This is a genomic window from Puniceicoccus vermicola, assembly GCF_014230055.1.
In the GTDB taxonomy this organism is placed as follows: domain Bacteria; phylum Verrucomicrobiota; class Verrucomicrobiia; order Opitutales; family Puniceicoccaceae; genus Puniceicoccus; species Puniceicoccus vermicola.
Genome location: NZ_JACHVA010000082.1, coordinates 70,169 through 83,850 on the forward strand (window position 1 = coordinate 70,169; position 13,682 = coordinate 83,850).

Sequence of the window (13,682 nt, forward strand, 5' to 3'; positions counted from 1 at the left end):
CCGTCCCAGTGCCCTCAATCCCTCCACTCAGGCAAGTTAGCCAAGGAATCGCCAACTCACTTGCCCGATTCATTTTTTCCGCTTCTTGGCGACCTTCCTCTTTCGCGGCGTCACCCAATGATCCACTGAGGAGTCGACGACGAAGGCTCCGCTCAACGTCTCGCGGCCTAGAAGCATTCGGTGGATCATGTTTTTGCGGCAGACCAGACTGACGAGAATTCGCTGTTTCACCCCCGATAGTTCCAAAGTCGTTTCGACGAAGAGACGCTCCTGCCCATGACCCGAAGTGCTTCGCACCCGTTTGCGGAGTTTGATGTCTTCTTCGACGGTGATGAGTTCGTCCTTTTTTCGGGAGAGGCGTATCTTGAACTGAACCCGATTATTCGGTAGCTCCAGAATCTCCGCGCAGTCGATGGCGCTACTCTTCGCCCCGGTGTCTGCTTTCGCTCGTAGGTGGAGGTTCCAGTCTGGAAGGTCGATCCACTCCCGCCAGCCGATGACCATGGGGGAACTCATTGTTCTTCCTCCTCACTCACATCGATGTTGGTCGCCAGTTGGGTTCGCAGATCGGATTCGAGTGAGTTCTTTTCGAGTCCGCCGATACTTTGAGTTAATCGGAGGTGCTGCTGTTTACTCTTGGGGAGGGCGATGTGAAATATTGGATCGCCGGCGGCGACGGCCGGCATTGTCGTCATCCCCATGACGATTCCATCGTAGGGGCTTCGAATGGTTTCATTGGTGCGGCCGAGGAGGGTGGTGTTGGTGGCAAGCACTTGACCCGAGGCGACTGATTGTCCAGGGGCGACGTGGTAGCGTAAGAGGCCAGCCTTTTCGGCCCGAACCCATTTGGTTTCTTCGACAATGATCTGGTGTGGAGGGAGCTGTTGGAATCCTTCGACGATTCCCAGTTCAATGAGGACGTTGGTAATGCCTCGTCGGGTGAGATCCAATACGGTGGGCTCCACTTTCCAAACTTCGCCTGCTTCGATGACAATTGTGGGGCATCCGGCATCGACCGCTTCTCTACGAAGTGAACCTTCGGGGCCTGATCCGTTGACAATCACCTCGCAACCGAAGGCACGCGCGAGGCGTTGACAGTCCGTATTCTCGCAGTCGGCCCGTACGTTGGGAAAATTGGTTCGCCGCAGGGCGGCTGTGTGAAGGTCGACGATGTAGTCGCAGCGTTTGACGACATCTTCAAACACCTTGCGGGCGAGCCTCGCAGTGAGACTGCCTTTGGCGGTTCCCGGGAAAGAGCGATTGAGATCGCGGCGGTCCGGCATGTAGCGAGTGTGTCGCTCGAATCCGAGAATGTTGATCACCGGGATGAGGATAAGAGTCCCGCGGGCCAAAGAGAAGGGAGGTTCTTGGATGAGGCTGCGGATCGCTCCTGTGCCATTCACTTCATCGCCATGAACGGCGCTGGTGATTCCCAGGACCGGTCCAGGCTCTTTGGCTCTCCAAACAACGATAGGAAGATTCACCCGGGCACCACTGAGGCTCTTGCCCACTTCGAGGGAGAATCGCTTCAGCTGTCCTGCCTCGACTCTCACCTTTCCCCATTCTGCGGGCGAGGGTTTCATAGCGTTTTTCCGTTTGTGACCGGAGTCTCGGGAAGCGGTTTAAGCTTCCGCCGTTTAGGAGATGGATCGGGGATCAGGCCCTTCATCTGATCGACTTGGCCATAGCACATCAGCGAATCGTTCGCCTCGAGCACCCGGCTCCCTTTGGGATTGGAAATAACCTTGTCGCCCCGTCGAAGCATCAGGACCACGACGTCGAGGTCGCGAAGACCGGTGTCGGCTACGGTTGATCCGACGAACTTGCTGCCTTCGGGGATCGAAATGTCGGCGACCCCGTATCCTCGACTGACGGTCAGACGCTGGCGGATATCAATCTCCGGGAATTTGATCTGGTCGGCAATGTAATCGATGACCGCCCCGGCGACGTCTAGTCCCGTAGCGTGCTCGATGCCCTCCAGTCCTGGCGAGGAATTGATTTCCATGATCTGGGGGCCGTCCTCTGCCTCCAGCATATCGACCCCGCAAATCTTGAGTCCCATGATCTGGGCGGCGCGGACCGCAGCTTCCGCGTAGGCAGGATCGAGGTCGATTACCTCGGCCTTGCCCCCTCGATGGACGTTGCTGCGAAACTCCTGTCCCTGTGCTACGCGCCGAATAGCCGCCACGACGCGATCCCCGATCACAAAGGCGCGCACATCCTTCCCTTTGCTCTCGGCGACAAACTTCTGCAGCAGCACCTGCTGTTTCGTGCTGTGGAGGGTTTCGATGATCGCCATGGCGATTTCCTTGCGATCAGCGAGGATCACTCCGACGCCCTGAGTTCCCTCAATCAACTTGATGATGACCGGAGCTCCACCTACGCGGTCCAAAGCCGCGGCGACATCCCTCTTGTCTTGAACATAGGCGGTGGGAGGAATACCGACATCATGTCGTGAAAGGATTTGCAGACTGCGGAGTTTGTCCCGTGAGTTTACGATCCCCGGTGCGGTATTCGGTGTGTAGACGTCCATCTGCTGAAACTGTTGGACAATCGCGGTGCCGTAACGGGTGATCGAGGTGCCGATGCGGGGAAGAATCGCATCGGGGGGAGTGATTTCTCGGTCTTTGTAAAAGAGGTTCGGGTCTCCGTGAGCGATATCAATGGCCAGCCGGAGGGTGTTGAAGACCTTTACGACGTGACCGCGGTTTTTCGCTGCTTCGATCAATCGGCGTGACGAGTAGCATTTGGGCGCGCAAGTGAGAATTCCAAGGTTCATTGGAGTATAGGCTAACGATACCTGCCTCGGGTAGCAACGGCTTTTGCCGGATTGCGTTCAACCGAAAATGTCAAAAGACCTATGACGGAATTCACGCTCGACCGGAAATCTTGAGTAAGATGGTCAAGCAATCCCCGGTGAGCGGAGCTCTTTGACCTTTTCGAAGTCCAGTGGGCGAGTCGCATACTTCGACCCTTTTTTGCTTCAAAAGTCGCGGCGAATCCCTTGGCTCTGGAATCGGGAGGTTTCGCATTCCTCGCACCCAATCCACTTGCTCATGGGGTATCTCACGATTGGGGCGAGGCGTTTTCGGTTTGTTTGTAGAATGGAATTCACTTACGTTTTTTTTATGAAAGTAAACGCACGGATATCGGTCGAATGGCGGCGCCGCATGCTCATTTTGTTCCTCATGTTTTTTGGGGTTGGGGCGTGGTTTCTCGCGGATGGGTATGTGAATTGGCCGAATGAGGCGAAGCGATATGAGGCTTTTTCCGAGATCCGTAGCGAGCTGGGCGAATCCGATGAGGTAGAGTCGGCCCACTCGGAAGAGGGTGAGAGTGCCGAGGTCCAATTGGCTTGGAAGCGCTACACTGAGGAACAGGGGATTTCGAATAAAATCCCGAAAGAACGCACAGAAGATGCGATCCGGGAGCAGCGGATCATCGGCGGCGTCGTGATGGCCTTCGCCCTCCTTTTCGGGGGTTGGGTGATTTGGAATCACAAGCTGTCCGTTCGCGCTGAGGGAGAGACGATTATCGGAGCCTCGGGCCAGCGGGTAGAACTCGACTCCATCGTCGCGACGGATCGCAAGAAGTGGAAAAAGAAGGGGATTGCTTACGCGATCTATGAGGAGAATGGGAAGCGGAAGCGCCTGACCCTCGACGACCACAAATTTGCCGGCTGTGAAGAGATTCTCCTCGAAGCGGAACGGCGGATCAAGGCGCGTGAAGGCGATTCATCCGAATAGTGCTTGTTGAAGGGCTGACTCGGGTTTTACTGCCGGAACGTTTGCTCTGTCATCGATTGACCGCAAGAAGGTTGGATCATCCCAACGGGCATTAGGCGGTTCAGTTTGCGGGTCTGCTCGGCTTGCTGAACTGAGATTGCGCGGATCCTGGATCGAAGTGCCGGAAGTCTGCAATACTGCTAGGGGATGGCCGGATTTTTGCTTTTGTTCAGGAGTCTCACCAACACCTGAACAGTTCTTATGAAACCAATCCAATACGCTCTCTTGATGATCGATTTTCAGAATGATTTTTGTCTGAAGGGAGGATACGGCGATCAGTGCGCGGGGTTGGACTGGGTGAATCCCGTTATTCCGAGGGCAAAGGCCTTACTCGAAGGGGCGCGGGCCTACGGGGTGCCGGTTATTCATACACGTGAAGGTTATGCATCGGATCTATCGGACTGCCCTCCGCTCCGGATCGAGAGGTCAGAGAAGGCGGGGGCCAAATACGGCTCGGAAGGTCCGATGGGCCGATTGATGATTCGGGGCGAATACGGGAATCAGATTATTGAGGAACTCGCTCCGATTGAAGGGGAGTTACAATATGACAAGAACTCCTACGGTGCGTTTGCGACGACGACTATCGATGAGGATTTAAAAGCTCTCGGAGTGACCGACCTCGTATTTGCGGGAGTCACAGCGGATATTTGCGTGCACACAACGCTGCGTGAAGCCACAGATCGAGGTTACAACTGTCTCTATGTGCGCGATGCGATCAGCACTCTAAATCCCTACATCCGCAAGGCGGCGGAAGAGATGATCCGCCAAGAAGGCGGAATCTGGGGCGAGGTAGTGGATTCGGAGGCAATTATTGAAATTTGGGCCAAGCTGAAAGCCTCTGAATGACGCGAGCAAGGGAGACGCCTTGGTCCATCAACGTCGGGATCAATGGAAGAAACTGGCACGGAAGCTGAATTTCTTCAGCCTCGAGTTGGTGAGCTTCAGGGTATTCCGGGAGGGACGCACCGTTTTCTTGCCAAACGTGGTTATTCGCTGTCTCAGATTTCGGGAATATCCAGCGTGAGAGTTGTCCACTCGTGTCGGCGGTGATAACTGGGCTTCGTTAGGTTTGCTGTCGAAGAAAGGGTGGCTTCCTTTTTACCGGGAGAAGCATCGTAGCGACAGATTGCGATTTCGAACGTTAGGGAACTTGGATTGGATACGATTCCAATCGATTTCCACGGGAGGAAAATGTGAGTGGACCACCGGTGAGACTCTTCGTCGATGGAGACGGAGCTCGTAATGAAATCGGGGTCGGTAATGTGAAACTCCTCGATCTGGCGTTCGGATTTCCGTACGGAGTCAAAATCCGCTGCCGTCCAATTGAGCTGGAGCCGGTGATCATTGGGGGTGACGTGAATTTCCCAGTAGGTGGGGAATCCGGGGATGCCCGCGAACAACTCGACGACATCGCCGAGTTCCCAAGTCTTTTGATTGAAGCCGGTTGCCTCCGAGAAGATGGTTTTATCCATTAGGGTGACAATGATGTTGAGCCCCTCGGAGGATGCATAGAGGAGAGCGACACCAGGAAGAAAATCTTCGGAAGGTTCGGCCAGCCAGAATTGCTTAAGCTCTAGGACTTTATCAGGAGATTGAGTCAATCCTTGTTGGTCGGCAAAGGCCAATGCTTCGGAGGTTAGATCGGAAATAGAAGTTCCCATGGTTGTGGAGATCGTGATTAGGGAAAGAAGAGAATAGATAGTCTTTGGGAGAAAGAGTTTTTTTGATAATTGTCATCTTTTGGAGATTGAAGAATGGGCGGCTCGTATGAGGTAGTCTGGGCGAACTCGGTTACGGAAAAATTACCCCGAGATTGTTCTGCGAGGCGACCACCCGGGCGGTTCGGAATTGTGCCCGCGGATGGTTCGGTTACTCTCGCAGGATGGTTAAAACCTTTGAAGAGGCCTGCGAGTTCGTTCTGAAGCACAAGGTTTGCACGGTTTTCGGGAGTAAGGACTCTCCTTACGTTTCTCTCTGGGACCATACGGATTTGTCCGCAAAGAAGCCCGCAGGCGGGGGATGGAGTCCGCGGGTGCAGGCGGTTTGGGACTGGAAGACGCGGATTCCGCAGACTTTTCCGGATGAGATTTTCTACGGAAAGGTGCCGGGAGGCGACGCGGTGCTAATGGAGATGAACTACCTGAGGGAGGTGCATTATCCGAAAGCTTATCAACCGATCGAGGAGCTCCCGGAATTGTCGCAGCAGCTCTATGAGCTCATCCAGATGGAGCCGTGGTATACGGGAGACCTTCGGCGGGAGGCGATGGAGCGGTTTGGATGCACGAAGAGTCGTTTCGATACTGCTCTGAAAAAGCTGCAAATCAGCCTGAATATCGTTCGCTCGTTGGATCCGCGCATCGAAAATGATTTCTGGCTTCCCTTTCGTGAGGTCTATTGGGACATCTTCGAGCGGTATCAAGAGAGCGGAGACTGAGATCTTGATCCGGGATGACGAGATGGCGGAGGTTTACCACTCCGGCAATTTTCCGTCCCACCAGCGAGGATCTTGAAAGCCCAGCATCGCATTCGGGTCCTGGGGGACTTTTTGAATCGGATATTCATGCCAGGTCCCGTCGGGGGCGAGCGCTCCGGGTTGTCCGGTTGTGTGGACCCAGTTCTGGCATGCTTCTCGGAGGCGGAGGAGTTCGGGGTGTGACTCCGTAGTCGAGGCCAAGTTGTGGTTTTCGCGAGGATCGTTGGTTAGGTCGAAGAGATATTCCTTTTGATCCGGGGCGCTGAAGATGTATTTCCAACCCTCCTCGACGGCCATGTAGAGGCCGTTTTCCTGACAGTTGTACTGAGAGAAGACCTGTGTGCGACCGGTGCTTCCGTCGGCAACGGATTGCAGCGGGATTCCATCGAAATCTTCCGTTTCGAACGGGACGTCCGCGGCGCGGAGAAACGTGGGAGCCAGGTCGATGAGACTGACCGGTGTCCCGGTGCGGGTGTCGGCGCGGGAGCCGTCCGGCCAGCGGACGATCATCGGAACTCGGGCGGAAACGTCGTGCATCCCCCGCTTTCCGAAGCAGCCGTAGTCGCCGAGGTATTCGCCGTGGTCGGCGCTGAAGACGATGAGGGTGTTCTCGAGTTGTCCGGTTTTTTCCAAGGATTGGAGAATGCGCCCGACTTGTTTGTCGATGAAGCTGATGCAGGCGAAGTAGTAGGCACGCATTTGCCGGATGAGGTTGAGGTCAAGTCCTCCGTAGTCTCGGTATTTTTGACGGTTTTGGCGGCGATTGATGAAAAAGGTAAGTTCCTCGAGGTCGCCCGGGAGGTCCGGAAGGGGCATGTCAGGGCCACGGTAGAGTTTGTGCCAGGGGACCGGCGGTGCGAATGGCGGGTGGGGGTGAATGAAGCTGCTGTAGAGATACCAAGGCTGGCTTTCGGTTTTCTCGCTTTCGATGAAGTCGATGGAGCGGTCGCCGATCCAATGAGTCGGGTGCTTCTCCTCCGGTAAAAGGCTGGGTTGCGGGACGTAGTACATCTCTCCGCGGATTCCGTGGGGCTCAAGAACCCAGCCGCAATCGGATTCGACGAGGTCTCGTGCGTAGTCGTCGCGAACCCGGTCCTCGGGGATTTCCTCCTGATAGTCACGGGTTTCGAATCCACGTTTTGAATACGGGTCCGGCGTGAAGTGGCATTTGCCGACTCCGTGCGTACGGTATCCGCTTTGGCGAAGGCGTTCCATGAAGGTGGGTTGGTCCTCTGCTGGCATTCTGTTCGCGTTCGAGAAACAGCCAGTGCGGCCGGGGTATTGGCCGGTGATCATGCAGGCGCGGGCGGGGACGCACTCGGGGCTGGGGGAGTAGGCGCGCTCGAAGGTGGTGCCTTCGGATGTGAGCCGATCGAGGTTCGGGGTCTTGAGGAACGGGTAGTGGCCGAGGGCGGCGATGGTGTCGAACCGCTGTTGGTCGGTGAAAAGGTGGAGGATGTTCGGGCGTCGGGATGAACTCATGGGACCAGTGTAGGGGATCGAGTGGTTCAGCGACTAGGATCGGTTGCGGGAAACCGATTTTGCAGGTTGTTTTGGTCCAGTATTATGGACTAGATTTGTAAGGTGAAACAATTGGATCGAGCCTTGGCGGTGATTCGTTTCCTGCAGCGGGAACGTCGGGCGAGTTTTGGAGAATTGTATGAAGAGCTTGCTCCTATCTCCCGGACGACGCTCTCGGCGCTGCTCTCCTCTCTAAAGCGGCTGGAGGAGGTAGAGCACGTCGGGCGAGAGTATATGCCGGCGCGTGGAGTGCTCGGGGCGGGCGATATTCAATTCTACGAACTTCCGCGTAAGGTGCGCGCACGAACCCAGTCTGTCCTGACTCGAGTCGCTCGCGAATCCAGCCACGCGTGTGCGATTTTTGCCCGGGTTGGCACCATGACAATGAGAATTGTTGACCAGTGTAATCTGCCGGATGGGGATTGGCGCTTTTCACCCGTGGGTTATGAGTGGCCGTTGGTTCCCTTTCATGGCTTTGCGAAGGTGTTCTTAGCAGACTCGGATCCCGAGCTGGCGCGGTCTTGCTATGGGCGTTGGAATCGTCACTTGCGCCCGGAGCTAATCCCGGGTTCCTGGGAGGATTTTGCGAAACAATTGGGCCGGATTCGGAAGAAGGGATACGCTTTGGAGTATCAAGAGGAGTCTCGCGAGATTCTGCGCCTCGCGGCCCCGATTCATGAGTCTTCACGTAGGGAAGTTCGATTTGTGGTTGGGATCGTGGCTCGAAATGTGTACCTGCTGGAGGCTGATGAGTGTCTTCGGATTCTCCTCCCGGCGGCGAAGGAATTGTCTTCGGTGTTGGGTGATTTGTAGTCCGGCCGAAATACTATTTTGGGGTGCAGCAGGGGGGGGAGCGCGGCTCTTCACTGTGAGGTAAGTGTCAGCCCTTCGCTTGCATGAATTTTCTGGAGGGGAGGCTCTTGCACTTCCGCTGCGTGGGATGCTGCGCGCGGGCACTGTCGATTGGTGGGGAGATTCTTCGAAGCGAATGATACTCAAACCAATCTCCCGTAAAATCCGAATTTTCGTAGCATCCCGCCGTGAGGCGGATGACCGGGGACGGTGAGAATCTATGGGCGACTGACGGTCATCAGGATTTTGGAGAAGCAGTGGATCCGTGATCGTAGAGTTTTCCGGAAATTGTGAGGGTGAATTCGCCCTGGTGGCAGAGTTCGGGATCGGAGAGGAGGATTCGGGCCGCGCTGCGTCCCATTTGTTCCCAGTTGGGGCCGTAGGAGGAGATTTTCTGTGAGTGGGAAATCATCTCATCCGCTAGATTGTCGAAGCCGACGATGCTGATATCTTCTGGGATCGACATCCCAGCGGCTTGCAGGCGATGGGCCACGAAGTAGGCCATGCTGTCGGAACTGCATGCGATCGCTGTGCATCCCTCCGGGATCCTGATGTCTTTCTGTCCACGCGGGATGAAATGGGATTCTGGAGTGAGTCCGTTCTCATGCATGGCCAGAAGGTAGCCGTTGGATCGCTCGACAAACAGGCGCGTGTGGGACTCCTTGTATCCGAGGAAGGCGATTTTTCGATGCCCGAGTCGGATGAGGTGCTCGGTTGCGAGTTTCATTCCGTTTTGGTTGTCGGCGATTACTCGCGAGATGCCTGTGCCGTCAATATAGCTGCTCACGGCGAGGGAGGGGATCCCCGCAAGCGATGTAAGGGAATGGGGAGAGTAGCGCCCGAATATGAAGGCGGCGTCGATGGTCCGGTTTTGAACGATCTGGGGAGTTTCTTCGAGGTCGACGGTTTCGATCAGCGTTTCCACTTTCATCCGTTTACATTCCTGCTGGAGCGAATAGAAGGTCATGGTTTTCAGTTTCGAAGCGAAGGACATGTGAGCCTGGTCGGGGGCCTCGAAGAAGATAATGCCCGCTCTTTTGACTTTTTCTGAAGGGGAGGACAGTTGGGCGCGGTTTTTACGGTATCCCAGTTCGTTGGCCTTTTGGAGCACGCGCTCTCGGGTGTCTGCTGCCAGGTGAGGGTAGTCGCGAAGAGCCCGGGAGACTGTGATGGTGGAGAGGTTGAGCGCGTCTGCGATCTGTTTTTGACTAACTGACATAGGAATGCATCTAGGATTGTTTCGTTTTATGACACAAAAATCATTTTGTGTCATTTTTTAAATTTGAAAAATGAGGCAGTGATGAGTTCGAACAAATCTCAAGAGTCCTGAGAATGGTTTATTTTGAAGGATCGGAGGTTACGACTTGACAGTTTTTTGGATTTTGTGTCTGTTAATTGTCAGACAGAAAATTCTCTGTCATTGATAGCCGTTCCCTCTCTTCCGGTTCTTCGGATTTCCCCACAATGAAGAAATACAATGAAAGGTTTAGTCTTCTCTGTGGATCGCGATCCGGGAATGGGAATGCCTCCACTCAGATGAACCCTCAATCCAACTATCCATGTTAAATAATCAAGTGTCCCCCTCTTCTTTGTTTGTCGCAATGATCCTATCGGTTCCAGTGATCTCGTCAGGAGCGATCTATGAATGGGATTTTCAGGATCCTTCGTATGTGCCCGGTGAACCGGTCTCCGGAACCGGAATCGATACGGGCGGAATGACATTGGGCAACGAGGCCATCATTGTCGACGGCTCGACGACTCCTCCGGATATTTTCGGTGGTGACGGCAATCAGAGCACGTACTTTCATTTTGAATTCACCTCGGGCGCGACTCCCATCCTTCAGTTCAATATCCCCGGGTATGATCCCGGGTCGCCACTCACGAAGGGATCCGTATCCTTCGACATTCAGTTGGAGACGGCTGGCTACATGAGGGGGGCAATCGAAGTCGATCTCGGGACGATGTTTACGGCCGGAAGCACGGGCCGAGCGGCATCGCTCGCAGCCTTGCAATTTAACTATTCGAATTCCGGAAGTTCGCCCGTTGGACAGGTAAACTATTTCGAAAATACGACGTCGGGTGGATCAATTTCTTCCAGTGCTTATACTTTGAACAGCGGGAGTGCGACGAATGTCGAGATTTCCTGGGATGTTGAAACTGGATCGTATTCAGTTTTTCTCGACGATAATTTGATCATCACTTCCGATTTTACGGTGGATACGGTCACTGGTGTGAACGCAATTCGGTTCTCCAGCGTAAATGGACCGAGCGATATCGGGTTCTTCATCGACAATATCCAGGCGATTCCGGAGCCGGGCGCGGCTGGGATTTTCATAGCTCTCGTGGGCGGACTCGCGGTCCTCGGCCTGCGTCGTCGAAATCGTCGATAGGCAAATCGGTTTTGGTTCTAAGTCGAACTTCCCTCAATTGGTTCACCCGTTTCCCCTTTATTTGTCATGTCTCGAAAACTCAAAATTTTGACCTTGTTGATCTCGAACTTTTGCCTGGCGTTCCAGTTGGGAGCGTCGGAGTTCCTCTGGGATTTTCAGGATTCCGATCCGGGTTCTGCGCCCGAAGGAACCGGGGTTTCGGTCTTCGGAGTCTCGGAAGGAACGACTCAGGTCGTTGTTACTGGAGGTGAGTTGGAACTGCATGATCCGTTTGGCGAACCAGGCAACAGAAGTGTTTATCTTTCCCGCGAGGAATCAGCCGCCAAACACCCAATTTTGCAGTTGCAGTTATCCTCTCCCCTGCGTGATGGCAGACTGGAGTTTGATTTGTTTCTCCCGGGCGATATGGGGACCGGATTGATGGAGGTCGATCTGGGCGATTTTGGTGGAGAGCGCGATCAGGCTCGGGCAAAATCGCTTGCGGCGGTTCAATTCACGACTCGAGCCTCGGGTGCGAGTCAGGGAAAAGTGTCCTGCTTTTCCGGCAGTTCCAAGGGGTCGGACATCGTCTCGACACGTGGTGAGTCTCGTCTGGACAAGAACAAGGTCATTATTTCATGGTCCGGGATCGATGGCACCTATCGAATCATCCTCAATGGTGAGACGGTTACCTCGGAGAAGCATCCGGATGGAGTCTTTCCGGCCACAAACCCGGAACTGGCCGAGGTTTCTACCATTCGCTTCACCACGGCTGCTTCGGCGGCCAGTCCATCTTATTATATCGACAATGTTCGGGTGAACGGGGAGTCGGCACAATGAGGGGATTTGCGGGAATAAATATTCTTTCCTTTGCAATTTTTCTGTCGGCGGCGGCGGTCTCGGGAGAGGCTCGTGAGCTCTGGGTAGGACAAGAGAATGTCGAGCACTCCTCTTATTCCACGATTCAGGAGGCGTTGAACGAGGCTGAGTCCGGAGATTTGATTCGAGTAGCACCGGGAGTGTATCACGAACGGATCGTATTCCGGAACGGGGGTGCCTACGGCGAACCTATCATTCTGCAGGGAGAACCGGGAGCGATTCTGGACGGAAGTACTCCGGTCGAGTTCGAATGGGAGGCCCTGCCCGAAGTGGGCGAAGGGGTTTACGGCACTCCACTGGGATTTTTCCCATTCACAGTGACGGCAGAAGGGAAGACCGTGACGACGTTGAACGAGAAGCGGGTCCAACCGGATGCGAAGAAGCATCATTTTTTTGATCCGATCATTTGGACCGAAGCATTTCGCGATGGAGTGGGTCCATCTGGATGGGATGGGGTGAAAGCGCTCGCGATGTATCGCCACGCGGAGAAACAGCTGGTCGTTCGGTTTCGAGGAGAGAAGAACCCCGGGAAGATGGCGATCACAGCCTCTCCCCAGGAGCCGATCATCTTGATTGCCGGAGTCGACCGGTGTGTGGTGAGAGGACTCGTTTTGCGTAATGGCTATGTCGGTGTGGAAATGGATGATACCCTCGGGTCGGTGGTGGAGGATTGTGTGATTCAGGCGATTGATTATGGGGTCATGATCAAGAATGGCGCAGACCGGTGCACCGTGCGCAGTAACGAGATCTCTCTCGATCCCTATGCCGGGGCGGATCCTTATGGGGAGGGCTCATGGGACAATTGGTTGGCAATGAAAGTCGGAGGCTATTATGACCGCAGGGCAGTCACTATCCTGGAGACGCTCGGCGGGCATCGTATCCATGATAACTGGATTCATGACCATTGGGATGGCATCAGTGATGTTGGAAATCCTCCTTGGGATAAGCGCGAGGATCCGCCGATTGATAACCCAAACCTGAGGATTCATCATAACTATTTCAGTGTCATGGCCGATGACGCAATGGAGACGATGGGAGCCAGTGTAAACGGGCGTTGGCACGACAATGTCGTCGAGCGGAGTCGTTGCGGCTTTCGGATCAAAGCGCCTCAGATGGGTCCTTTGTATCTCTATGGAAATATCTTCTTCGACAATAAGGAGGACTATCGAAACTGGGGGCAGGGGACTCAACTCTTCCCGGAAGCCGAAGTCTGGGTTTATCACAACACCAGCACTTCCGATGCGGCGGTGACGATGAACTACAGCAAGGATCTTCCCGTAACGACCCCGAACTACCACTATTACAATAATTTGTTCTGGTGTAAGGAGGCAGTGATGAAGCATCCGGCCTTGCCGGAGCCTGATTGGAGAGGAAATTTCAACGTATATGTTCGGGCTTCGCTGGAGCATCCGCGCCCCTGGGATCCCCCTGGCATCCCCCGGTTTGCGGAGAAGTTTCTGCGGGAATGGCAGGAAGGAAAGGAATTGGTTCAGTCGAATGGCATCGATCTCGACGGGACCTGGGTGGCAGACGGATTTCCAGGATTTCGGGATGCGGAGAACCGTGATGTCTCCTTAACTGAAAACAGTGTGGCGAGAGGTCGCGGTATTCCCCGGTCAGATTTGAGGGATGAACCTCTGCCGGGTTTTCCGGCTACGGATGGAAAGAGGCCGGATGCAGGCGCTCTGCAATACGGCGTGTCTATGCCCGTGGTGCCGCGCTCGGCTGACAAGGCCAACCAACCGCAGGCGGGTCTTTGGCCGCCGAAGCGTCAAGCACATGTTGCACAGCAAACTGAATAGA

The 13,682-nt window shown here is 54.8% G+C and carries 13 protein-coding genes; 7 read left to right on the plus strand and 6 right to left on the minus strand.

Annotated elements, in window-relative coordinates; all coding sequences use genetic code 11:
* Positions 1-69: 69 nt before the first annotated feature.
* Genes H5P30_RS10140 through H5P30_RS10150 form a run of 3 tightly spaced genes read right to left on the minus strand, consistent with a single transcriptional unit; the run spans position 70 to position 2,779 of the window.
* Positions 70-516 (minus strand): ATP-dependent zinc protease family protein, encoded by a 447-nt coding sequence (locus tag H5P30_RS10140; RefSeq protein ID WP_185692833.1) that lies wholly within the window; start codon positions 514-516, stop codon positions 70-72.
* Positions 513-1,583, minus strand: a complete 1,071-nt coding sequence (locus tag H5P30_RS10145) for a succinylglutamate desuccinylase/aspartoacylase family protein (protein WP_185692834.1) — start codon at positions 1,581-1,583, stop codon at positions 513-515. Before H5P30_RS10145 ends, H5P30_RS10140 begins: the two co-directional genes overlap by 4 nt.
* A complete protein-coding gene (locus H5P30_RS10150) occupies positions 1,580-2,779 on the minus strand; it encodes a RimK family alpha-L-glutamate ligase (protein ID WP_185692835.1) in 1,200 nt (399 codons plus the stop codon). The genes H5P30_RS10145 and H5P30_RS10150 overlap by 4 nt, the downstream gene beginning before the upstream one ends.
* A gap of 349 nt (positions 2,780-3,128) precedes the next feature.
* Here H5P30_RS10150 and H5P30_RS10155 point away from each other — a divergent pair, with 349 nt between their 5' ends.
* Together H5P30_RS10155 and H5P30_RS10160 are read left to right on the plus strand one after the other, a co-directional pair.
* Positions 3,129-3,746: a hypothetical protein gene (locus H5P30_RS10155; RefSeq protein WP_185692836.1), complete on the plus strand. Its 618-nt coding sequence runs from the start codon at positions 3,129-3,131 to the stop codon at positions 3,744-3,746.
* A gap of 240 nt (positions 3,747-3,986) precedes the next feature.
* Entirely contained in the window at positions 3,987-4,631 is a 645-nt protein-coding gene (locus tag H5P30_RS10160; RefSeq protein WP_185692837.1) for a cysteine hydrolase family protein, read from the plus strand.
* Positions 4,632-4,783: 152 nt separating this feature from the next.
* On the opposite strand, the gene H5P30_RS10165 is transcribed toward H5P30_RS10160, so the two are convergent.
* A complete protein-coding gene (locus tag H5P30_RS10165) occupies positions 4,784-5,446 on the minus strand; it encodes a DOMON domain-containing protein (RefSeq protein ID WP_185692838.1) in 663 nt (220 codons plus the stop codon).
* Positions 5,447-5,667: 221 nt separating this feature from the next.
* Between H5P30_RS10165 and H5P30_RS10170 the strand changes: the two genes are divergently transcribed.
* A complete protein-coding gene (locus H5P30_RS10170) occupies positions 5,668-6,219 on the plus strand; it encodes an AlkZ-related protein (protein WP_185692839.1) in 552 nt (183 codons plus the stop codon).
* 33 nt (positions 6,220-6,252) lie between these two features.
* Here the strand turns inward: H5P30_RS10170 and H5P30_RS10175 are convergent, their stop codons facing one another.
* Positions 6,253-7,740, minus strand: a complete 1,488-nt coding sequence (locus H5P30_RS10175) for a sulfatase family protein (protein WP_185692840.1) — start codon at positions 7,738-7,740, stop codon at positions 6,253-6,255.
* Positions 7,741-7,842: 102 nt separating this feature from the next.
* On the opposite strand from H5P30_RS10175, the gene H5P30_RS10180 reads away from it, so the two are divergent.
* Positions 7,843-8,592, plus strand: coding sequence for an IclR family transcriptional regulator domain-containing protein (locus H5P30_RS10180; protein ID WP_185692841.1), 750 nt, complete (start codon positions 7,843-7,845; stop codon positions 8,590-8,592).
* Positions 8,593-8,869: 277 nt separating this feature from the next.
* Here H5P30_RS10180 and H5P30_RS10185 read toward each other — a convergent pair whose 3' ends face one another.
* The gene (locus H5P30_RS10185) at positions 8,870-9,850 is read right to left on the minus strand and encodes a LacI family DNA-binding transcriptional regulator (RefSeq protein WP_185692842.1); all 981 of its coding nucleotides are present in this window, start codon (positions 9,848-9,850) and stop codon (positions 8,870-8,872) included.
* 340 nt (positions 9,851-10,190) lie between these two features.
* Between H5P30_RS10185 and H5P30_RS10190 the strand changes: the two genes are divergently transcribed.
* The 3 genes from H5P30_RS10190 (at position 10,191) to H5P30_RS10200 (ending at position 13,681) form a co-directional block, all read left to right on the plus strand.
* Positions 10,191-11,021 (plus strand): hypothetical protein, encoded by an 831-nt coding sequence (locus H5P30_RS10190; protein WP_185692843.1) that lies wholly within the window; start codon positions 10,191-10,193, stop codon positions 11,019-11,021.
* 66 nt (positions 11,022-11,087) lie between these two features.
* On the plus strand, positions 11,088-11,840 hold the full coding sequence (locus tag H5P30_RS10195) for a hypothetical protein (RefSeq protein WP_185692844.1): 753 nt from the start codon (positions 11,088-11,090) through the stop codon (positions 11,838-11,840).
* Positions 11,837-13,681: a NosD domain-containing protein gene (locus H5P30_RS10200; RefSeq protein WP_185692845.1), complete on the plus strand. Its 1,845-nt coding sequence runs from the start codon at positions 11,837-11,839 to the stop codon at positions 13,679-13,681. Before H5P30_RS10195 ends, H5P30_RS10200 begins: the two co-directional genes overlap by 4 nt.
* Position 13,682: the final 1 nt, after the last annotated feature.

What these genes read in the sequence shown, in the direction of transcription:
- H5P30_RS10140 (WP_185692833.1), bottom strand. Translation starts at nt 516, where the DNA reads ATGAGTTCCCCCATGGTCATCGGCTGGCGGGAGTGGATCGACCTTCCA.
- H5P30_RS10145 (WP_185692834.1), bottom strand. Translation starts at nt 1,583, where the DNA reads ATGAAACCCTCGCCCGCAGAATGGGGAAAGGTGAGAGTCGAGGCAGGA.
- H5P30_RS10150 (WP_185692835.1), bottom strand. Translation starts at nt 2,779, where the DNA reads ATGAACCTTGGAATTCTCACTTGCGCGCCCAAATGCTACTCGTCACGC.
- H5P30_RS10155 (WP_185692836.1), top strand. Translation starts at nt 3,129, where the DNA reads ATGAAAGTAAACGCACGGATATCGGTCGAATGGCGGCGCCGCATGCTC.
- H5P30_RS10160 (WP_185692837.1), top strand. Translation starts at nt 3,987, where the DNA reads ATGAAACCAATCCAATACGCTCTCTTGATGATCGATTTTCAGAATGAT.
- H5P30_RS10165 (WP_185692838.1), bottom strand. Translation starts at nt 5,446, where the DNA reads ATGGGAACTTCTATTTCCGATCTAACCTCCGAAGCATTGGCCTTTGCC.
- H5P30_RS10170 (WP_185692839.1), top strand. Translation starts at nt 5,668, where the DNA reads ATGGTTAAAACCTTTGAAGAGGCCTGCGAGTTCGTTCTGAAGCACAAG.
- H5P30_RS10175 (WP_185692840.1), bottom strand. Translation starts at nt 7,740, where the DNA reads ATGAGTTCATCCCGACGCCCGAACATCCTCCACCTTTTCACCGACCAA.
- H5P30_RS10185 (WP_185692842.1), bottom strand. Translation starts at nt 9,850, where the DNA reads ATGTCAGTTAGTCAAAAACAGATCGCAGACGCGCTCAACCTCTCCACC.
- H5P30_RS10190 (WP_185692843.1), top strand. Translation starts at nt 10,191, where the DNA reads ATGTTAAATAATCAAGTGTCCCCCTCTTCTTTGTTTGTCGCAATGATC.
- H5P30_RS10195 (WP_185692844.1), top strand. Translation starts at nt 11,088, where the DNA reads ATGTCTCGAAAACTCAAAATTTTGACCTTGTTGATCTCGAACTTTTGC.
- H5P30_RS10200 (WP_185692845.1), top strand. Translation starts at nt 11,837, where the DNA reads ATGAGGGGATTTGCGGGAATAAATATTCTTTCCTTTGCAATTTTTCTG.